Source organism: Pseudomonas sp. S9, assembly GCF_000222125.1.
GTDB lineage: Bacteria > Pseudomonadota > Gammaproteobacteria > Pseudomonadales > Pseudomonadaceae > Aquipseudomonas > Aquipseudomonas segetis.
The window spans coordinates 115934-136700 of sequence record NZ_AFFX01000002.1; the positions used below are offsets into that span (position 1 = coordinate 115934).

The 20767-nt window shown below is 57.4% G+C and carries 18 protein-coding genes and 3 pseudogenes; 8 read left to right on the top strand and 13 right to left on the bottom strand.

The window, feature by feature from the left end:
• Positions 1-63: 63 nt before the first annotated feature.
• On the top strand, positions 64-1491 hold the full coding sequence (locus PSES9_RS0104300; protein WP_010484481.1) for an MATE family efflux transporter: 1428 nt from the start codon (positions 64-66) through the stop codon (positions 1489-1491).
• 66 nt (positions 1492-1557) lie between these two features.
• Here PSES9_RS0104300 and bfr read toward each other — a convergent pair whose 3' ends face one another.
• Both bfr and PSES9_RS0104310 read right to left on the bottom strand, forming a co-directional pair.
• Positions 1558-2028, bottom strand: coding sequence for a bacterioferritin (gene bfr / locus PSES9_RS0104305; protein WP_010484483.1), 471 nt, complete (start codon positions 2026-2028; stop codon positions 1558-1560).
• A 219-nt stretch (positions 2029-2247) separates the two neighbouring features.
• Entirely contained in the window at positions 2248-2466 is a 219-nt protein-coding gene (locus PSES9_RS0104310) for a bacterioferritin-associated ferredoxin (RefSeq protein WP_010484485.1), read from the bottom strand.
• A gap of 286 nt (positions 2467-2752) precedes the next feature.
• Between PSES9_RS0104310 and PSES9_RS0104315 the strand changes: the two genes are divergently transcribed.
• Positions 2753-3355 carry a peroxiredoxin gene (locus PSES9_RS0104315; protein ID WP_010484487.1) on the top strand — a complete coding sequence of 201 codons (603 nt, stop codon included), beginning with the start codon at positions 2753-2755 and terminating at the stop codon, positions 3353-3355.
• A gap of 118 nt (positions 3356-3473) precedes the next feature.
• Here the strand turns inward: PSES9_RS0104315 and rnt are convergent, their stop codons facing one another.
• Entirely contained in the window at positions 3474-4148 is a 675-nt protein-coding gene (gene rnt / locus PSES9_RS0104320; protein WP_010484489.1) for a ribonuclease T, read from the bottom strand.
• Positions 4145-5191 (bottom strand): dihydroorotase, encoded by a 1047-nt coding sequence (gene pyrC, locus PSES9_RS0104325; RefSeq protein ID WP_010484491.1) that lies wholly within the window; start codon positions 5189-5191, stop codon positions 4145-4147. Before pyrC ends, rnt begins: the two co-directional genes overlap by 4 nt.
• 179 nt (positions 5192-5370) lie before the next feature.
• Between pyrC and PSES9_RS0104330 the strand changes: the two genes are divergently transcribed.
• The 5 genes from PSES9_RS0104330 (at position 5371) to PSES9_RS0104350 (ending at position 9875) form a co-directional block, all read left to right on the top strand.
• Complete coding sequence (locus tag PSES9_RS0104330; RefSeq protein WP_010484492.1) at positions 5371-6303, top strand: flagellar protein MotY; 933 nt, start codon at positions 5371-5373, stop codon at positions 6301-6303.
• A 130-nt stretch (positions 6304-6433) separates the two neighbouring features.
• Entirely contained in the window at positions 6434-7651 is a 1218-nt protein-coding gene (locus PSES9_RS0104335; RefSeq protein WP_010484494.1) for an argininosuccinate synthase, read from the top strand.
• A 167-nt stretch (positions 7652-7818) separates the two neighbouring features.
• Positions 7819-8109 carry a hypothetical protein gene (locus tag PSES9_RS22965; RefSeq protein ID WP_010484496.1) on the top strand — a complete coding sequence of 97 codons (291 nt, stop codon included), beginning with the start codon at positions 7819-7821 and terminating at the stop codon, positions 8107-8109.
• 156 nt (positions 8110-8265) lie between these two features.
• A complete protein-coding gene (gene gloA / locus PSES9_RS0104345) occupies positions 8266-8658 on the top strand; it encodes a lactoylglutathione lyase (protein ID WP_010484498.1) in 393 nt (130 codons plus the stop codon).
• An 83-nt stretch (positions 8659-8741) separates the two neighbouring features.
• On the top strand, positions 8742-9875 hold the full coding sequence (locus PSES9_RS0104350; RefSeq protein ID WP_010484500.1) for an aminotransferase class V-fold PLP-dependent enzyme: 1134 nt from the start codon (positions 8742-8744) through the stop codon (positions 9873-9875).
• Positions 9876-10002: 127 nt separating this feature from the next.
• Here the strand turns inward: PSES9_RS0104350 and PSES9_RS0104355 are convergent, their stop codons facing one another.
• The 9 genes and pseudogenes from PSES9_RS0104355 to metG all read right to left on the bottom strand — a co-directional run bounded on the left by PSES9_RS0104355 (position 10003) and on the right by metG (position 19419).
• Positions 10003-10182 (bottom strand): PA3496 family putative envelope integrity protein, encoded by a 180-nt coding sequence (locus tag PSES9_RS0104355; protein WP_010484502.1) that lies wholly within the window; start codon positions 10180-10182, stop codon positions 10003-10005.
• Positions 10183-10289: 107 nt separating this feature from the next.
• The gene (gene nth / locus PSES9_RS0104360) at positions 10290-10928 is read right to left on the bottom strand and encodes an endonuclease III (protein ID WP_010484503.1); all 639 of its coding nucleotides are present in this window, start codon (positions 10926-10928) and stop codon (positions 10290-10292) included.
• Positions 10925-11638: an electron transport complex subunit E gene (locus tag PSES9_RS0104365; protein WP_010484506.1), complete on the bottom strand. Its 714-nt coding sequence runs from the start codon at positions 11636-11638 to the stop codon at positions 10925-10927. Before PSES9_RS0104365 ends, nth begins: the two co-directional genes overlap by 4 nt.
• Positions 11638-12264 carry an electron transport complex subunit RsxG gene (rsxG, locus tag PSES9_RS0104370; RefSeq protein WP_177313038.1) on the bottom strand — a complete coding sequence of 209 codons (627 nt, stop codon included), beginning with the start codon at positions 12262-12264 and terminating at the stop codon, positions 11638-11640. Before rsxG ends, PSES9_RS0104365 begins: the two co-directional genes overlap by 1 nt.
• A 30-nt stretch (positions 12265-12294) precedes the next feature.
• Positions 12295-13326, bottom strand: a pseudogene (gene rsxD / locus PSES9_RS22970) (electron transport complex subunit RsxD).
• Between the two features lie 16 nt (positions 13327-13342).
• A pseudogene (gene rsxC, locus PSES9_RS22975) lies at positions 13343-16045 on the bottom strand (electron transport complex subunit RsxC).
• On the bottom strand, positions 16042-16632 hold the full coding sequence (gene rsxB, locus PSES9_RS0104385) for an electron transport complex subunit RsxB (protein WP_010484509.1): 591 nt from the start codon (positions 16630-16632) through the stop codon (positions 16042-16044). Before rsxB ends, rsxC begins: the two are co-directional and overlap by 4 nt.
• Complete coding sequence (gene rsxA / locus PSES9_RS0104390) at positions 16629-17213, bottom strand: electron transport complex subunit RsxA (protein ID WP_010484511.1); 585 nt, start codon at positions 17211-17213, stop codon at positions 16629-16631. The genes rsxB and rsxA overlap by 4 nt, the downstream gene beginning before the upstream one ends.
• Positions 17214-17376: 163 nt before the next feature.
• On the bottom strand, positions 17377-19419 hold the full coding sequence (gene metG, locus PSES9_RS0104395; RefSeq protein WP_010484513.1) for a methionine--tRNA ligase: 2043 nt from the start codon (positions 19417-19419) through the stop codon (positions 17377-17379).
• Between the two features lie 169 nt (positions 19420-19588).
• On the opposite strand from metG, the pseudogene apbC reads away from it, so the two are divergent.
• Positions 19589-20711, top strand: a pseudogene (gene apbC / locus PSES9_RS22980) (iron-sulfur cluster carrier protein ApbC).
• The last annotated feature ends 56 nt before the right edge of the window (positions 20712-20767 follow it).

Here is a 20767-nt window from a genome sequence, read left to right on the forward strand (position 1 = left end):
GAACTGCTCAGGTTCCATAGGGTCTCTATCGCAGTCGCTCGCCAGGCAAAACAGGGATATGAGATGAGTAGCAGTAGCCAGCGTCAGCATCAGTTTCTCAATGGTTCCATTGCCAGGGCGCTGCTGTCGCTGGCGGTGCCGATCATTATCGCCAACTTGTTGCAGGCCGGTTATCAACTGACCGACACCTATTGGGTTGGTCGCCTGGGGGCGTCGGCCGTGGCGGCGGTAGCTGTCAGCACGCCTGTCACATTTCTGGTGATAGCGCTGGGAGCAGGGCTGGCAATGGCCGGCGCTACACTGACTGCCCAGTACATGGGGTCTGGACGCCCGGACATGGTTAATCATGTGGCTGCGCAGACCATGCTGATGGTGATGATCAGTTCAGTGGTTCTGGGCACCCTTGGTTATATCTTGTCCCCATATCTGCTCAAGTTGCTCGGCGTCGAGGCAAATGTGTATGACAGCGCCCTGGGATACATGCGTGTGTCATTTGTTGGCGTGATCTTTGTATTTATCTTCTTCATGTTCCAGTCCCTGATGCGCGGTGTCGGGCAAACGCGAGTGCCTTTGCTGATTGTGCTGGCAACGGTGTTGCTCAACTTCGGCCTCGACCCGTTGTTTATTTTCGGTTGGGGGCCCGTACCGGGTTTTGGTGTCACGGGCGCGGCCATGGCGACTTTGGTGACTCAAGCAATAGCGGCCAGCTTGGGGATGTGGGTGTTTTTGCGCGGGCGCCACGGGATTCAAGTCAAGTGGGCAGGGTTCAAGCCGGACCTGGGCTATATCCGCAAAGCGTTCTTTCTTGGTTTCCCAGGTTCGGTTGAACTCTCTACTCGAGGCCTGGGGCTGATCGTCATGTCTTTTCTGGTAGCCAGTTTCGATACCGGCACAATCGCCGCCTACGGTATTGGCGCCAATATTCTGCAAGTCATCACCATTCCCGCGATGGGCATTTCAATGGCCGTCTCGACCCTGGTCGGCCAGAACATAGGCGCAGGCAATATCAACCGCGCCTCGAAAATCACCCAGCTAGGGGCCTTGTATGGCTTTGTTGGCCTGACTGTCGTGGGTTTGCTGGTGTATGCGATTGCCCCACACCTGGTGGCGTTCTTTGTGCCGGGCGAGGCCGTGGTGATCAATCAGGGCACGGATTTCATTCGCATCATGGCGTTGGCCTGGGGCTGCATTGGTATTCAACTGTGCATCGTTTCTGCATTCAGGGCCTCGGGTAACATGCTCAGTGCGATGGTTATCGCGCTGGTTGCACAGTGGATGCTGCAATTCCCGCTGGCCTATGTATTGGCCAAGCACACGCAGTTGGGTGCTGCTGGCTTGTGGTGGTCATTTCCGGTCACCAATGTGCTGATCGCGATTATTTCATTGTGCTGGTTTGCCAGAGGCGACTGGAAGAAAACCCGGCTCACCGAGGAAGATCAGCAGGTGCGCAGGGTTTCTGAGGAAGCTTTGGTTGAAGAGGGCTATCGCTAGCTCGTTATTGGAGGCATAAAAAAACGGCAGCCCGGGGCTGCCGTTTTTTTGATTCAAGCAACAGGATCATTCGTCCATTTGCGACTGCAGGTAGTTTTGCAGGCCAATGGCCTCGAGCAGGCTGAGTTGGGTTTCGAGCCAGTCGATGTGCTCTTCCTCGGAGCACAGAATATCTTCCAGCAATTCACGGCTGGCAAAGTCGCCAACGCTCTCGCAGTAGGCAATCGCGGCTTTCAGGTCGGTGTGCGCTTTGTGTTCGATCTTCAGATCGCACTCAAGCATTTCCTTGGTATTTTCACCAATGAGAATTTTGCCAAGGTCTTGCAGGTTGGGCAGGCCTTCGAGGAAAAGAATACGCTTGATCAATTTGTCAGCGTGTTTCATTTCGTCGATCGATTCGTGGTACTCGTGCTCGCCGAGTTTTTTCAGGCCCCAGTCTTCGTACATGCGGGCATGCAGGAAGTATTGGTTGATCGCGACCAGCTCGTTACCGAGGATCTTGTTCAGATGCTGGATGACTTTCTTGTCGCCTTTCATTTGCGTGCCTGCCCTGTGCCGAAAAAATATGTGAAGCAAATTTTGAGCGCATAAACTACTACTGTCAAACCTAAGTGTTTGATAGATAAGTTAAATTTAAACTTAATACGAATGTTTAAGTTCTGCATCTAAGTATTAAGTCATTGAATTTTGGGCATAAAAAAGCCGGATCTTAAATCCGGCTTTGGATAGGTCTGGTTTTAGCTGCGATAAAAAATATCAAGCAGCTACAAAATTGGCCTGATAGGCGAGGGCGCCCTGGTTGGCATGGACCTCGGTCAGGGTCTCGCGGACAACCGATTTGGCCAGGCAGGCGCATTTTCCGCATTGGCTGGCAACGCCTGTTGCTTCACGGACTTCACGGTAGCTGCAGCAACCTTCGTAGATTGCATCGCGGATCTGGCCGTCAGTGACACCTTCGCAGAGGCAGACATACATAGTTAAGACTCACTGCTCAAAGACTGTTTCGTTGCGATGGATACTAATGTTAATGAGAATGCTTGTCAAAGCCATCCGCAGCGTATGTTGGATAAATCGAAAAACCCTGATGAACGGTTATCCCCTGGCTGAGTTGCCTTGCAGGACCCAAGGTCAAAAAGCGGTGGGCGAGGCCTAAAATCGAAGTGTATGATGGTGGGCCCAGTCAGTGCGGGGAGCGTCATTGCGTTGTCGTGTTATAGCGCTAGGCTACTCGCACTACTCAAAACTTTTTAGGAGATATCGAATGAGCGTACTCGTAGGTAAGAAAGCCCCTGATTTCGACGTCGCAGCTGTATTGGGTACAGGCGAAATCGTTGACAGCTTCAGCCTGTCCTCTGCGATCAAAGGCAAATATGGCCTGGTATTTTTCTACCCGCTGGACTTCACCTTCGTATGCCCTTCGGAGCTGATCGCTCTGGATCACCGTATTCCTGAGTTCCAGGCGCGTAACGTTGAAGTGATCGGTGTTTCCATCGACTCCCACTTCACCCACAACGCATGGCGCAACACCCCGGTAGACAAGGGCGGCATTGGCCAGGTCAAGTACACCTTGGCAGCTGACATCAACCACGACATCTGCAAAGCCTACGACGTTGAGTCTGAAGGCGGCGTGGCTTTCCGTGGCGCTTTCCTGATCGACCTCAACGGTGTTGTTCGCTCGCAGATCGTGAACGACCTGCCGCTGGGCCGTAACATGGACGAGCTGCTGCGTCTGGTTGATGCCCTGCAGTTCACCGAAGAGCACGGCGAAGTTTGCCCGGCAAACTGGAAGAAAGGCGACAAAGGCATGACTGCATCGCCAGACGGTGTTGCTGCCTACCTGTCCGAGAACGCTGCCAACCTGTAAGGGTTTGCCTTCAGGTGGGCGCTGCTCACCTGAGCGTTACCTGGCGCATAAAAAAACCGGCTTATGGCCGGTTTTTTTATGCGTTGTTCATGAGTTCAGCATCGCCCGTGCAAGGGCTTCAGTCGTCGAAGTCTTCCCAGCCACCCATCTCTTTCCAGCGGTTGACGATGCCGCAGAACAGCTCGGCTGTCTTTTCGGTGTCGTAACGTGCCGAATGTGCTTCACGACCATCAAACTCGATGCTCGCCGCCTGGCAGGCTTTGGCCAGAACGGTTTGGCCATAGGCCAAGCCAGCCAGGGTTGCGGTGTCGAAGCTTGAGAATGGATGGAAGGGGTTGCGCTTGATGCCGGTACGGGCAACCGCCGCATTAAGAAAACCAAGGTCAAAGCTGCTGTTGTGCCCAACCAGAATGGCGCGTTTGCATCCATTGGCTTTCAGCGACTTGCGCAGGCCACGGAAGATTTCAGTCAGGGCATGTTCCTCGCTCACCGCCATGCGCAGCGGATGATCAAGCTTGATGCCGGTGAACTCCAGCGCCGCCTGTTCGATGTTCGCCCCCGCAAAGGGTTCTACACGGAAGAAGTGGGTGTGGTCGGGGTACAGAAAACCCTGTTCATCGATCCCTACTGTGGTTGCGGCGATTTCCAGCAGCGCGTCGGTGGCACTGTTGAAACCGCCGGTTTCGACATCTACCACCACCGGCAGATAGCCGCGAAAACGCGCCGCCATTGGGTGGCGCGGGCCTGAGGGCGCGTTGCCCTCCAGTTCTTCTTCGTACTGATCTTCACTCATTGAGTTTGCTCCAGCAGGCGCCAGCGCAGGGTTTCACCAGCACGCAGTGGAGTAACAGTTTGCTCACCGAAAGGCAGGCTGGCCGGTACGTCCCAGTCGTCACGGACCAGGGTAATGGTCTCGGTATTGCGCGCCAGGCCATAGAAGTCGGGGCCGTTGAGGCTGGCGAAGGCTTCGAGTTTGTCCAGGGCATTGCGCTGCTCGAAAGCTTCGGCATACAACTCTATAGCGGCGAAGGCTGTGTAGCAGCCGGCGCAACCACAGGCTGATTCCTTGGCGTGCAAGGCGTGCGGCGCCGAGTCGGTGCCGAGGAAGAACTTGCGATTATCGCTGGTGGCGACATCAAGCAAGGCTTCCTGATGCACATTGCGCTTGAGGATCGGCAGGCAATAGAAGTGCGGGCGAATACCGCCGACCAGCATGTGATTGCGGTTGTATAGCAGGTGGTGAGCGGTAATGGTTGCGCCTACGTTGGCAGGTGCGGCCTTGACGAACTCCACGGCATCACGGGTGGTGATGTGTTCGAAAACGACTTTCAAGGTTGGGAAGCGCTCGACCACTCGACCAAGGTGCTCATCGATAAACTGTTTTTCGCGGTCGAAGATATCGATGTCACTGCGGGTCACCTCTCCATGAACCAAGAGCGGCAAGCCGACTTCGGCCATGGCTTCCAGGGTGGCGAATATATTGTCGATACTGGTCACGCCGGAATCGGAGTTGGTGGTCGCGCCGGCTGGGTACAGTTTGGCAGCATGGACAAAGCCCGAGGCCTTGGCGCTGCGAACATCTTCAGGGCTGGTCTGGTCGGTGAGGTACAGCACCATCAACGGTTCGAACTGGCTGCCTTCCGGACGGGCGCTGAGTATGCGCTGGCGATAGGCACCGGCTTCGCTGGTGTTGCGTACTGGCGGAACCAGGTTGGGCATGATGATGGCACGGCTAAAAGTACGCGCAACGTCAGCCACTGTGTGCGGCAGAACAGCTCCGTCGCGCAGGTGAATATGCCAGTCATCGGGACGCAGCAGAGTAAGACGGTCGATCATGGAGGCTTCCAGGCGGGTAAAACGTGGCTCGAATCCTACCGGAAAACCCCCATCAGAGCACGCCGTCCGTGCGCTTAACGCGCAAATCCACGACCAGCGTACTTAAGTTTTTGCGCCTGCAACCGATATCAAAGGCAAACCCGTGATTACGTGTGGAGCCCACCGTGCGCCAACTTTCGATGACCCCACTGTGCTTGCTCATTGGCTTGAGCACCTGTTTGCCTGCATGGGGCATTAGCTTTCAGACGCGTCTGGAGAATGTTGAGTGGACAGTGGAGGGCGATAAGTTCGAGTGTCGGCTGTCGCAGCCCGTGACGGATTTCGGCGTCGGTGAGTTTGTCAGGAAGGCTGGTGAGCAAGCCACTTTTCGTTTGCAGACCCAAGGCCGCTGGCTGAGCCCTGGCTCGGCAACCTTGCTTGCGGCGGCCGCACCGTGGCAGCCGGGACGCTCGGATATCAACCTGGGTCGGGTTGGGGTTAGCGACGGCAATATTCCGTTCAACAGTTCCCAGGCCCAAGCCGGACGTTTGCTCGCCGGGTTGCTGGATGGTCGCAGCCCGTTGGTGCAGCATCTGGCTATTCAAGGAGGAGAGCGGGTTGAAGTCCGCCTGCTACCGGTCAAGTTCAAGAAGGCCTACACCGATTACCTGGCCTGCACCGCCAAGCTGCTTCCGGTTAACTTCAATCAGGTCAGGCAGAGTCGCATTGGCTTTCCCAATGGTGGCGTCGATCTTAATCCAATGGCCGAGGCCAAGCTGCAGATACTCCTGGATTTCCTCAAGTCGGATCCTGCGGTCAATCGAATTCTGCTTGAGGGCCATTCCGATAACAGTGGCAGCCGTTTGACCAACCGCGACTTGTCGCGGCGCCGGGCAATGGCGGTCATGAGCTACCTGGAAGCGCACGGTGTGCCAGCGGAGCAAATCACCATGCGCTTCCACGGCGAGCGCTACCCAATAGTGCCCAATAACAGCCCGGCCAATCGGGCGAAGAACCGGCGCGTGTCCATCACTTTGGATAAAGTCCCCGAGCAGGCTGTTGAAAAAGCCCCGGATGAGCCGGCTCCGGCGCCAAAAGCTACAGCGCCAGCCGATCCCGCCGCGACTTCCTGACCGGGTTTTTGCAGTCGCATCGGCTAAACAATTTGTCGCCTCGTCGTCTTAAGCTGTCGCGCCTCTGTAAATTGGCCGCCAGGGTCAGTAGAATGGTCGGCTTTCCGTACAACCCCATGGAGTTCATGGCATGGCCGATGTAAACAAGGTAGTCCTGGCATATTCCGGTGGCCTGGACACTTCAGTGATCCTCAAGTGGCTGCAAGATACTTACAACTGTGAAGTAGTGACCTTCACTGCTGACCTCGGTCAAGGCGAAGAAGTTGAGCCAGCTCGCGCTAAAGCTCAGGCCATGGGCGTCAAGGAAATCTACATTGATGACCTGCGCGAAGAGTTCGTTCGCGATTTCGTCTTCCCGATGTTCCGTGCCAACACTGTTTACGAAGGCGAGTACCTGCTCGGTACCTCGATCGCGCGTCCGCTGATTGCCAAGCGCTTGATCGAAATTGCCAACGAAACCGGCGCTGACGCCATTTCCCATGGTGCCACCGGCAAAGGCAACGACCAGGTTCGTTTCGAACTGGGCGCCTATGCACTCAAGCCGGGCGTCAAGGTGATTGCCCCGTGGCGCGAGTGGGACCTGATGTCCCGCGAAAAACTGATGGATTACGCTGAAAAGCACGGCATCCCAATCGAGCGCCACGGCAAGAAGAAATCGCCATACTCGATGGATGCCAACTTGCTGCACATCTCCTATGAAGGCGGCGTGCTGGAAGATACCTGGACCGAGCACGAAGAAGACATGTGGCGTTGGACCAAGTCGCCAGAGCTGGCGCCGGACACCCCAACCTACATCGAACTGACTTACCGCGCGGGTGACATCGTTGCCATCGACGGCAAGGAAATGACGCCTGCAACTGTGCTGACCGAGCTCAACCGCATCGGTGGCGAGAACGGTATTGGTCGCCTCGACATCGTCGAGAACCGCTTTGTCGGCATGAAGTCGCGCGGCTGCTACGAAACCCCAGGCGGCACCATCATGCTCAAGGGGCACCGCGCCATTGAGTCGATCACTCTGGACCGCGAAGTCGCTCACCTCAAGGATGAGCTGATGCCTAAGTACGCCAGCCTGATCTACAACGGTTTCTGGTGGAGCCCTGAGCGCACCATGCTGCAGCAGATGATCGATGCCTCGCAGGTCAACGTGAACGGCGTGGTTCGCATGAAACTGTACAAGGGTAACGTTATCGTTGTCGGCCGCAAGTCGGATGAATCGCTGTTTGATGCCAACATCGCAACCTTCGAGGAAGACGGCGGAGCCTACAACCAGCAAGACGCCGCAGGCTTTATCAAGTTGAATGCCCTGCGCATGCGTATTGCTGCCAACAAGGGTCGCAAACTGATCTAAGCTTTCAGTAGTCCATCAAGCCTCATATAGCCTTGTCTATATGAGGCTTTTTTATGCGTCATTGGTTGGCGCGAACAGGTGAAAAGTTGGCTCATCTCTGACGGTTCAGGCGTTTGAGCCATGGCGGATAACCTTCGCGTTGTCCGCCTTTAAAAGGAGTAGTGCTCATGTACAAATTACTCGCTGGCCTAAGCCTTGGCCTGTTTTGCTTGAACCTCCAGGCTGGGGTTATTGACCCCGATTGCACCCCTGAAAAGGCAGCTAAAAGCGCAGCCATGAAAGCCACCGTGGGTGTTGGTGGTCGCTGTGATGCAAAAGAAGCCGCTTCCGATAGCATGGGTCTGGACGACAAGAAAGATAAGGTCGATGACGCAAAAGATGGTATCTCCGACAAGAAGGACCGGGCGCATGATGCCAAGGACGATCTAGGCCGAAAAACCCTCAAGAAAGCGCTTTAGAGCGCTTTCCCTATAATCCAGGTCCAGCGCTCCAGGGGCTTGATCGAGCGCAAGACTGGTCAGAATCCGTTAGGGCGCTCACAATAGGCTTTCATTTAGTAGAGGCCAAATAGTGGCCTTTTGCATTTGCCATAACGACTCTATGGAGCCTTTATCATGCGCTTGTTGCATACCATGCTACGCGTCGGCGATATGGATAAATCCATCGCTTTCTACACCGAAGTGCTGGGCATGACCCTGCTGCGCCGCAAGGATTATCCGGACGGTAAATTCACCCTGGCCTTTGTTGGCTACGGGGATGAAGCGCACAACTCGGTACTTGAACTGACCCACAACTGGGGCACCGAAAGTTACGACCTTGGCAACGGCTACGGGCACATTGCCCTGGAAGTCGAGGACGTTTACAAAGCCTGTGATGACATCCGCTCGCGCGGCGGCAAGATTACCCGTGAACCAGGCCCGATGATGCATGGCACCAGCATTCTTGCGTTTGTCGAAGACCCGGACGGCTATAAGATCGAGCTGTTGTCGCCCTCACGCAACGACTGATTTGCCACTTGCCAGCCCAGGGCACTGTGCTGCAATCCAGCCGAGCCCTGCGCATTTACTGCCACTGTCTACAAGGTAACCCTATGCACAATTCAGTCTCATCTGTTGATCCAGAAGGCCTGCTTGAATATTCGGTGGTGTATACCGATCGTTCGCTGAATCACATGTCGCAGTCATTCCAGCAGGTCATGAATGATATTTCGCGCACCCTCAAGCAGGTTTATAACGCCCATGCAGTGGCCGTGGTTCCAGGCAGCGGTACCTTTGGCATGGAGGCCGTCGCGCGTCAGTTTGCCGGCGATAAAAAATGCCTGATCGTGCGTAATGGTTGGTTCAGCTACCGTTGGACGCAGATTCTCGAGATGGGCAAGATTGCTGCGCACAGCACCGTACTCAAAGCGCGGCCTGTAAGCACTGAGCCCCAGGCAGCGTTTGCCCCAGCGCCTATTGAAGAAGTGGTTGCCGCGATTCATCGGGAAAAGCCCGACGTAGTCTTTGCTCCGCACGTTGAAACCTCATCTGGAATCATTCTTCCAGACGCCTACATGCGCGCCATTGGCGATGCGGTGCATGCGGTTGGCGGTATCTTCGTGCTCGACTGCATTGCCTCTGGTGCGCTGTGGGTTGATATGCAGGCCAATGCCGTGGACATTCTGATCAGCGCACCGCAGAAAGGCTGGAGCGGGTCGCCATGCTGCGCATTGGTAATGTTCAGCGAGTTGGCTCGCGAGCGTATCGAAAGTACCGAAAGCAGCAGCTTTGCTTGCGACCTGAAAAAGTGGCTGCAGATTATGGGCGCCTACGAGCAGGGTGGTCACGCCTATCACGCGACCATGCCAAGCGACTCACTGGTGCGCTTTCGCGATGTGATGAAAGAAACCGAGCAGTACGGTTTTGATGTAGTGCGCGATGAACAACAGGCGCTTGGCGATAGGGTTCGTGCCTTGCTGGCAGAGAAGGGCTTTAAAAGTGTGGCGGCGGCGGGCTTTGAAGCGCCTGGCGTGGTGGTTTGCTACACCGATGATGCCGATATCAAGACCGGTAAGAAGTTTGCTGCCCAGGGCTTGCAGATCGCCTCGGGCGTGCCTCTGATGTGTGACGAGCCCGCAGACTTCCAGACTTTCCGTTTGGGCCTGTTTGGTCTTGATAAGCTCAATAACCTGGAGCGCACGGTCGCAACCTTGGCGGACGCGTTGGATAAGGTACTGGCTGAATAGCCACTGGTTTGGCGGGGTGAAACAATGCAATAGCGCTGGTTCTGGACCGCGCTATTGCCTTTCAACCTGCTGAGTCGATCCTGCTGCGCTATAGGCTTCAGGAAGGGCCGTTGATGCAGGGCAGTGCTTACAAATCGAAATCGTATTCAGCCAGCTGTTTGTTCAGGCGGCGTTCGTCCAGAAAATTATCAATGATGCGGCGCTTGGTCAGGTTGGTTTTCGCCACCTCAACCGGTGCATCGTTATCATCGCTATCGTCTGAGACAAAGTCGTCGTCGAGGTCCAGGTCTTCTTTGTCAGTGCTCATATCTTCCACTCCGGGCTGTGCAAGCCATTTGCGCACCTTATAGCGGCAAAATCGCAGCGGGTAAAAAAGATTTTTTCAATCAGGAGGATAGAAAAGTCACTGTAAAATCAATCGTCAGATGTTTTCTGCTTGTATTCGCACAGATCTTCGATGCGGCAACTGCCACAGCGCGGTTTGCGCGCCTGGCACACGTAGCGGCCGTGGAGGATCATCCAGTGGTGGGCGTCGAGTAGAAAATCCTTGGGGACAAACTTCAGCAGCTTCTTTTCGACCTCTAGCACGTTCTTGCCCGGGGCCACGCCCGTGCGATTGCTGAAGCGGAAAATATGGGTGTCGACCGCCATGGTGAACTGGCGGAATGCCGTGTTGAGCACCACATTGGCGGTCTTGCGGCCCACGCCTGGCAGCGCTTCGAGCGCTTCGCGGGTTTCTGGCACCTGGCTGTTGTGCAACTCAATCAGCATACGGCAGGTTTCGACGATGTTTTTTGCCTTGCTCGGATACAAGCCAATGGTTTTCACGTACTCGCACAGGCCGTCGTACCCCAGGGCGTAAATCGCTTCCGGAGTATTGGCGACGGGGTAGAGCTTGGCCGTGGCCTTGTTCACGCCAACGTCCGTGGCTTGCGCCGAGAGGATGACCGCAATCAACAGCTCAAAGGGTGTGCTGTAGGCCAGCTCGGTTTTGGGCTCGGGGTTGTCTTCATGCAGGCGGCGGAAGATTTCGTAGCGTTTGGCGGCATTCACTCAATGACTCCTGTTACACGAACGCGGCGGCTTTGCACCACAACTTCAGGCTGCCTGGCCTTGGCGCGCTCGGCCAATATTGAATCGATGCGGTTTTTACCGGCAATCAACAAACCCAGCACGATAAAGGCACCGGGCGGCAAAATGGCCAGCAAGAAGCCTTGGTAGTCGCTGAACAGGGTGATCTTCCAATTCGCTGCGGCGGGGCCAAAGAGCAACTGCATATTGGCAAACAGAATACCGGTGCCGAGCAACTCGCGAATGGCGCCTATGGACACCAGCACCGCTGCAAAACCCAGGCCCATCATCAAACCATCATAGGCTGCACGGCCTGGATCGTTCTTCGCGGCAAAGGCATCTGCGCGGCCCAGGATCACGCAGTTGGTGGTGATCAGCGGAATAAAAATGCCGAGAATCTGATAAAGCTCATAGGTATAGGCCTGCATCAATAGCTCGATACAGGTGGTCAGTGCGGCAATGATCATCACAAACGCCGGAAGACGCACGGCGGTGTTCACCACGCCGCGCACCAGCGACACTGCGGTGTTGGAGCAAATCAGTACCAGGGCGCTGGCCAGTGCCAGGCCCAAGGCATTGACCGTGGAGTTACTGGTGCCAAGCAGCGGGCACAGGCCAAGCAACTGAACCAGTCCGGGGTTGTTCTTCCACAGGCCGTTGAGGGTGATTTCGCGGTAGCTGGTGCTGGCCATCAGTTGGATTCCTGTTTGGGCGTACGCTCAGTGGCAAACAGTTGTTGCTGGTGGGCATCGAAGTACTGCAAGGCCTTGTGCACGGCCTTGACCACGGCTCGGGGCGTGATAGTGGCCCCGGCAAACTGGTCGAACACGCCGTGGTCTTTCTTGACCGCCCAGCCGCTGTCGTCCGGGTTGCTCAGCGACTTGCCGTTAAAGCCCAAGATCCAGTTGCTTTTGCTCAGGTCGATGCGGTCGCCCAAGCCCGGTGTTTCACGGTGGTTGAGCGCTCTTACCCCGGTCAGCGTGCCATTGGCGTTAATTCCGATCAGCAGGTGAATCGCGCCGCTGTAACCATCCGGGGCGACGGCCTTGAGGATGATTGCACTGGGCTTGCCGTCTTTGAGGGCAATGTAGGCATCTTCTGGTGTTTTCAGGCCAAGCAGTTTCGGATCAAACACCTGGACAACATTGTCGAGCAGGTGATTGTCATAGCTGCCGCTGGGCAATATCTGCGCAAGCGCGCGGACCTGGGCCTCACGCTGCGCGGTTTCGATACGTGATGCGGTGCCCAGTTGGGTAAGCGCCACTGTGCCGACGGTGACCACTGCAAAGAGTCCCAGCACCAAGCTGTTCTTGATCATCGACCGGCTGATTTCAGGCAAGGCCACTGGTTATTCTCCGAGCTTGAAGCCACGGGTGGGCTTGCGATGACCGTAGGTGCGTGGTCGTGTGTAGTAATCGATGGTGGGCGCCGCCAGGTTCATCAGCAAGACGCCAAAGGCAACGCCATCTGGATAGCCGCCCCAGGCACGGATTACGTAGACCAGCACGCCCACGCCTATGCCAAAGAGCAAGCGTCCCAGGTTACTGGTCGCGCCCGAAACCGGATCGGTGACGATAAAGAACGCACCGAGCATGGTTGCGCCACTGAGCAGGTGGAACAGTGGTGAGCCGTGGGAGTCCGAGCCGCTGCCGTTCCAGAACAATAAGCTCATGATTGCCAATGCTGCGAGCATGCCGATGGGCGCATGCCAGGTGAACAGGCGTTTGCGCAGCAGTTAGATACCGCCGAGCAGGAAGGCGAGGTTGACCACCTCGGCTCCGGCGCCGCCGAAGCGACCAAAAGCCGGGTTTTGCATCCAGAGTTCATCAATGGTCAGGCTTTTATTGATCTTCAGCGCGTCCAGGGCCGTGGCTTGCGCCCAACCGTCGGGCAGGCTGGCCAAGCCAAAAATATGCTGCACGGCATCCAGCGGACCGACCATGTGCGGCGCTGGCCAACTGGTCATCTCGACCGGAAACGAAACCAGCACCACGACGTAACCGACCATTGCCGGATTGAACGGGTTTTGCCCCAGGCCACCATACAGTTGCTTGCCAAAGCTGATGGCGAAGCCCGTTGCCACCAGCGTGAGCCACCAGGGCGCGTAGGGCGGCAAAGCCAGTGCGAGCAGTACCGCAGTCACCAGTGCGCTGTAATCCTTGAGGAAGAAGCCTACAGGGCGCTTACGCAGGGCAAGAATCAATGCCTCAAAGCCCAGGGCGCAGGCGCTGGCCCAAATCAGATTGATCAGCGTGCCAAAGCCGAACAGCCAGGTCAGGGCGATAATCCCGGGCACGGTTGCCAGCAACACCTGCAGCATGACGCGCTGTGTGCGATTGCTGCCCTTGGCGTGGGGCGATGTGATGCGGGGCAAGGCCATTGGCTGTCGAGTCTCTCTAAAGGGTTGGGTCTGTGGCCTGGTGCGTCGCCAGTGCCTGTTCGGCAGCAGCCAGGCGCGAGCGTGCAGCCTCAAGGGCAGCAGTATCGGCGTTCTCGGCGCGTTCCAGTTTGCGCAGGTCGGCGCGGGCGAAGGCCGCTTCGGTTTTCAGGGCGCGGCTGGTTTCGTCAATCGGGCGCTTGTCGCTGCGCTGCAATTGTGGCGCGGGTTTGCTCGATGCTTCCTCTGCAGCATGCAAGGCTTGTTCGGCGGCCGTTACTGCGGCTGCCAAGCGGCTTAGTTGATCGGCTTCGACCCCGGCCTTTTCAGCTTTTTTCAAGGCCGCGCGGGCCATGGCCAGTTCAACCTTGGCTTTCTTCAATGGATCAACACTGGCCTCGGTTTTTTCTGGCGCGGCTGCTACAGGCGCCTGCAGGCTGGTGAGCAGTTTCTCGGCCGTCTCGAGCTGGTCGCGCAGGTTTTGCAACTCAGTGGCTTGCTCGGCGGTTGGTGTTTCGATCTTTTCCAGCTTGCGCAGTTGGGCGCGCAGCATGGCGGCATCGATCTTGGCCTTTTTCAGTTCGGCATCATTGGCGGCGGGCGCTGGCTTGGCAGGTGCCGCTGTTGCGGTTGCCTGCAGGCTGGCGAGCCGTTTTTCGGCTGCTTCGAGCTGGTCGCGCAGGTTTTGCAACTCGCTGGGTTGCTCGGCGGGGGGTGCTTCGATCTTTTTCAGCTTGCGCAGGTGGGCGCGCAGCATGGCGGGATCGATCTTTGCCCTTTTCAACTCGGCATCATTGACGGCGGGCGCTGGCTTGGCAGGTGCCGCTGTTGCGGTTGTCTGCAGGCTGGTGAGTCGTTTCTCGGCCGTCTCGAGCTGGTCGCGCAGGTTTTGCAACTCGCTGGCTTGCTCGGCGGTGGGTGCTTCGATCTTCTCCAACTTGCGCAGCTGCGCGCGCAGCATGGCGGCATCGGTCTTGGCCTTTTTCAACTCGGCATCATTGGCGGTGGGGCCTGCTGGTGCTGCGGCTGGCTCGGCGGCCAGAGCAGTGTCCAGGGCTTCTTGTGCCTTTTGCGCTGCCTCGCGCAGGTTGCTGGCCTGCGTGTGCAGTTCAGGTGTGTCGTGCGCGGCGAGCTGTTTTTCGGCTTTCTTCAGGGCGACTTGCGCCATGCTTGCCTGAATCTTCAGCTTCTTCAACTCATCGCTCAGGCTGCTGGCCGGGCTTGCAGCCGTGCTGTTGGCGGGCTCGGTAGCCGGGCTCTCTGTCTGGGCAGCCTTGGCGCGAGCGGCACGCTCCTGGCGGGCTTTGCGCTCGGCTTCTTTTTTCTCTTCAGCGAGACGCAAGCGCTCCTGGCGCAGTTCGAAGCGTTGCTTGGATTGTTCGGCCTTGAGCTGTTTCTGCTCCAGGTCGCGAATCTCGCCCTTGGCGGCGCGATAGTACTGCACCAGGGGAATGCTTGAGGGGCATACATAGGCGCAGGCGCCGCACTCGATGCAGTCAAACAGGTTATGCGCCTTGAGCTGCTCGTGGTCCTGGCCGAGGGCAAAGAAGTGCAACTGTTGCGGCAGCAAGCTGGCGGGGCAGGCCTCTGCGCATTCGCCGCAACGAATGCATGGCATTGCTGGCGCTGGAGCAGGCAATTCCGTGGCGCTGGATGCCAGCAGGCAGTTGCTGGTTTTGATCACCGGTACATCTGTGTTGGGCAGGGTGAAGCCCATCATCGGGCCGCCCATGATCAAACGACCCAAGGATTGCTGATCAAGCCCGGTGAAGTCGAGTAACTCGCCAACAGGGGTGCCGATCAATACTTCGAGGTTCATCGGTCGCGCCAGCGCTTCGCCGGTCAGGGTGGTGATCCGCGAGATCAACGGCTGGCCGAGTACCACCGCGTTGTGTACGGCAACGGCGCTGCCGACATTCTGGCAGAGCATGCCGATGTCCGCAGGCAGGCCGCCGCTGGGCACCTCGACCCCGGTCAGGATCTGGATAAGCTGTTTCTCGCCGCCGGAGGGGTACTTGGTTGGGAATACGCAGACTTAAACCGGCCGCTCGCCCACCGCTTGCTTCACGGCGGCAATGGCTTCGGGCTTGTTGTCTTCGATGCCAATCAACACCTGCTCGGGATTGATCAGGTGGGCGAGGATCTCGATGCCTGAAACCAGCTCGGCGGCGAACTCACGCATCAGCATGTCATCGGCGGTGATATAGGGTTCGCACTCGGTGCCGTTGATAATCAGCGTGTGAATTTTTTGCGTTGGGCGTGCGGTCAGTTTCACCGCTGTGGGGAAACCCGCTCCACCCAAACCACTGATCCCGGCCTGACGAATCAGCTCCAGCAGGGCGCTTGGCTCCAACTGGCGATAGTCGGTGCACGGCTGTAGCGCGCACCATTGATCCTTGCCGTCGCTGTCGATAACGATGGCCGGGGCGAGCATGCCAGATACGTGCGGGTAAGGCTGCGGGCCTATAAAGCTGACGCTGCCGGATGTCGGTGCATGCACCGGTACGCTCACGAAACCGTTGGCCTTGGCGATCAGTTGGCCCTTGAGTACATGCTCGCCAAAAGCAACCACTGGCTCGGCCGGAACACCGATATGCTGGTTAAGCGGCACTATCAACCGCGCAGGCAATGGGGCGGCCTGGATCGGCGTTTGGGTGGAGAGGTCTTTGCGCTCTGGCGGATGAATACCGCCCGGAATATCCCAGATTTGCATCAGGCTCATGCAGCTTCGCCTCTGTGGCTCGCGTCGCGATCAGTGGCGATTAGTTGGCCGGGAGCCCGAGGCTGCTGCCATTTCCAGGTTTGTACACTGCTGCCGACTTCGAGCATGTCGATGCAATCAACTGGGCAGGGCTCAACACAGAGGTCGCAGCCGGTGCATTCAGAGGCGATAACCGTGTGCATCTGCTTGGCCGCGCCGACAATTGCATCGACCGGGCAGGCTTGGATGCACTTGGTGCAACCAATGCATTCGGCTTCGCGGATGAAGGCGACCATTTGTGGCTTTTCGCCTTCGACCGCATCAAGGGGCTCGGGCTCGACATCCAGCAGATCGGCCAGCGCCTGGATGGTCGCTTCGCCGCCGGGCGGGCACTTGTTGATCTTGTCGCCAGCGGCAATGGCTTCGGCATAAGGCTTGCAGCCCGGATAACCGCACTGGCCGCACTGGGTTTGTGGAAGCAGGGCGTTGACTTGCTCGGCAATGGGGTCGCCTTCGACCTTGAAACGCACCGCAGCGTAACCAAGGATGGCGCCGCAGACCAGGCACAGGGCCAGCAGCGCAAGAACCGCGCTGATTACCAGGCTCATAACTTGATCAACCCGGTAAAGCCCATGAAGGCCAGCGACATAAGGCCGGCGGTGACCATGCCGATTGCCGCGCCCTGGAATGACTTGGGTACATCGGCAATGGCAATGCGCTCACGCATGGCGGCAAACAAGACCAGGACCAGGGAGAAGCCGAGGCCAGCGCCAAAGCCGTTGGCAGTGGCGGTGATAAAGGTGAACTCGCTCTTGTTGGCGTTGAGCAGGGCAACACCCAAGACAATGCAGTTGGTGGTGATCAGCGGCAGGGAGAACCCCAGGACGCGGTACCGCAGCGGGCTATTCTTTTTAACCACCACCTCGGTAAACTCCACCACCACGGCGATCACCAGGATAAAGCTGATGGTGCGCAGGAACTCGATATCCAGTGGCTTTAGCACGTATTGCTGCACCAGGGAACTGCACATGGCAGCCAGCGTCAGGACAAAGGGGGTCGCCAGGGACAAGCCAATCGCGGTTTCGATTTTCTTCGACACACCCATAAATGGGCACAGGCCAAGAAACTGCACCAACACAAAGTTGTTGACCAGGATGGCGCTAACCAGAATCAGAGCGAGTTCGGTCATTGCGGGTACCGTTTGGACGGGCAAAGGCCGTATAAAAAGGGTGTTTATTATCGATGACAGCTAAATAAGACTCAAGCCAGCATTGGCTTGAGTGTTATTGGCCTATAAGCCTAGCACCGCTGGTGGCAGGTACTGCGGCAGGGTTACAGCGCCTGGGGCCGTGTTACTTGACGCGTTGGCCGGGCTTGGCACCGCTGTCCGGGCTGAGCAGGTAAATCTCTTCGCCGCCGGGGCCAGCCGCCAGGACCATGCCTTCGGACACACCAAACTTCATCTTGCGCGCGGCCAGGTTGGCCACATACAGGGTCAGGCGCCCCTCAAGCTTGCTTGGGTCCGGGTAGGCGCTCTTGATGCCGGAGAAGACGTTGCGCTTGGCATCACCGATATCCAGGCTCAGGCGCAGCAGTTTGTCGGCGCCTTCGACGAACTCGCACTTTTCAATCAGGGCAACCCGCAAATCAACTGCGGCAAAGGCGTCGAAAGCGATCTCGGCGGCAATTGGCTCTTTTACCAGTTCACCATTGCCCGCCGGTTGGTTGGTGGCTTCAGCTGCGGCAAGGTCTTCTTTGGAGGCTTCGGTCATGGCTTCGATTTTCGCAGGTTCGATACGGGTCAGCAGTGCGCTGAACGGGTTCAGTTGGTGGTCTGCCAGCTGGGTTTGATGGTCATCCCAGCGCAGCGGTTCGACATTGAGAAACTTCTCGGCGTCGCTGGCAAGGTTTGGCAGCACTGGCTTGAGGAAAATAACCAACTGGCGGAACAGGTTGATCGCCTGGGCGCAAATCGCCTGGACTTCTTCCTGCTTGCCTTCCTGCTTGTTCAGCGACCACGGCGCCTTGTCGGCGATCCAGGCGTTGGCGCGGTCGGCCAGGCCCATGATTTCACGCATTGCGCGGGCAAAGTCGCGGGTTTCATAGGCTTGCGCAATGCTTGGCGCTGCGGCCTTGAAGGCTTCTGTCAGCTCAGGCGCGGCATTACTGGCGACCAGCACGCCGGCGTTACCCTTGTGGATAAACCCGGCGCAACGGCTGGCGATATTGACCACTTTGCCGATCAGGTCGGAGTTGACCTTCTGCACGAAGTCTTCAAGGTTGAGATCGAGGTCATCAACGCCACGGCCCAGTTTGGCGGCGTAGTAGTAACGCAGGTATTCCGGGTTGAGGTGGTCGAGGTAGGTGCGGGCCTTGATAAAGGTGCCGCGCGACTTCGACATTTTCTGCCCGTTGACGGTCAGATAGCCGTGTACATTGACCGCAGTCGGCTTGCGCAGGCCCGCGCCTTCGAGCATGGCTGGCCAGAACAGGGCGTGGAAGTTGACGATGTCCTTGCCGATGAAGTGGTACAGCTCGGCGCTGGAGTCCTGGTTCCAGAAGGCGTCGAAGTCCAGGTCAGGGCGGCGCGAACACAGGTTCTTGAAGCTGGCCATGTAGCCAATCGGCGCATCCAGCCAGACATAGAAGTACTTGCCCGGCTCATCGGGAATCTCAAAGCCGAAATAGGGGGCATCACGGCTGATGTCCCATTCGTGCAGGCCGGAGTGGAGCCATTCGGCAAGCTTGTTGGCAACGGCATCTTGCAGCGCACCACCGCGCGTCCATTGCTTGAGCATGGCCTCGAACTCGGGCAGCTTGAAGAAGAAGTGCTTGGAGTCCTTCAGCACCGGCACGGCACCAGAGATGGCCGAGCGCGGGTCTTTCAGCTCTGTTGGCTCGTAGGTCGCGCCACATTTTTCGCAGTTATCGCCGTACTGGTCTGGCGTCGCACATTTCGGGCAGGTGCCTTTGATGAAGCGGTCGGCCAGGAACATGCCCTTTTCCGGGTCGAAATACTGGGTCACCGAGCGCGTGGCGATGTGACCGGCGTCGCGCAGTTTCAGATAGATCGCGGCAGACAGCTCGCGATTTTCTTCGGAGTGGGTCGAGTGGTAATTGTCGAAATCGACCCCGAAGTCGGCAAAGTCGGCGGTGTGCTCGGCCTTGACGTTATCAATCAATTGCTCGGGCGTGATGCCTTCTTTTTCGGCGCGCAGCATGATGGCCGAGCCATGGGCATCGTCGGCGCAGACATAGATGCACTGGTTGCCGCGCAGCTTCTGGAAGCGCACCCACATGTCGGTCTGAATGTACTCGAGCATATGGCCAAGGTGGATCGAGCCGTTGGCGTAGGGCAGGGCGCTGGTAACGAGAATCTTGCGGGCTTCAGACATAGAGATCGGCTGCACTGGTAAATCAAGGGAAGTCGACAACTATATAGCCCTGGCCATTTTTTTTCATCCCGCGCGGCCGTCCAAAGGTGGAAAAGTCGGCATCTGTTGCAACTCTGGCTTTGCGGTAACATGCTGGACTGCGTTACTTGACCTTTGTTTGGGAGTTTTCATGTCTGTCACCCGTGAAGTAGTTGAAGCCACCCTGCGTCAGTACACCGACCCGCACTTGAATCAGGACCCGGTCAGTGCCGGTTGCCTGCGAGAGATCGATATTCAGGGCAGCAGTGTCAATGTGCGCCTTGAACTGGGCTACGCCGCCGGTTTGTTCAAGAGTGGCTGGGCGCAGGTGCTGGAGATGGCGCTGACCAATCTTGATGGTGTCGAGGCTGCCAAGGTGCAGATTGACTGCGTGATTGCTGCGCACAAGGCACAAGAACAAGTGCCTGCACTGGCCAATGTTAAAAATATTATCGCGGTTGCCTCGGGCAAAGGCGGTGTTGGCAAATCGACCACTGCGGCCAACCTGGCCCTGGCCTTGGCCCGTGAAGGCGCCAAGGTGGGTATTCTCGATGCCGACATCTATGGTCCTAGCCAGGGCATTATGTTCGGCATCGCCGAGGGCACACGGCCACTGGTCAAGGATCAGAAATGGTTCGTGCCGCTTGAGGCCCACGGTGTTGAAGTGATGTCCATGGCATTTCTGACCGATGAGAATACGCCCGTGGTGTGGCGCGGTCCGATGGTGTCCGGCGCGCTGATCCAGTTGATCACCCAGACCGCCTGGACTGACCTGGATTATCTGGTGGTGGACATGCCGCCAGGCACTGGCGATATCCAGCTGACACTGGCGCAGAAAGTCCCGGTCGCCGGTGCCGTGATTGTCACCACGCCGCAAGATTTGGCGTTGCTGGATGCGAAGAAGGGGGTGGAGATGTTCCGCAAGGTCAATATCCCTTGTGGAGATGTTCCGCAAGGTCAATATCCCTGTATTGGGCGTGGTCGAGAACATGGCCGTGCACATCTGCTCGAACTGCGGTCATGCCGAGCATTTATTCGGTGAAGGCGGCGGTGAGAAGCTGGCCAAGCAGTTTGATGTCGATCTGCTTGCCTCTTTGCCGCTGTCGATGGCCATCCGCATGCAGTCAGATGGCGGCAAGCCAACGACCATCGCTGACCCGGAAAGCCAGATAGCCATGATCTATCAGGAAACCGCACGTACCGTTGGTGCACGAATTGCCCAAAGTGGTGCTAATGCGCAAGCCATGCCAACTATTTCGGTTAGCGACGACTGAGGCTCGTCAGCGGCGGTCCCGGTGCGCCGGGATTGCTGCTGGCTGGTGAGTTTCTG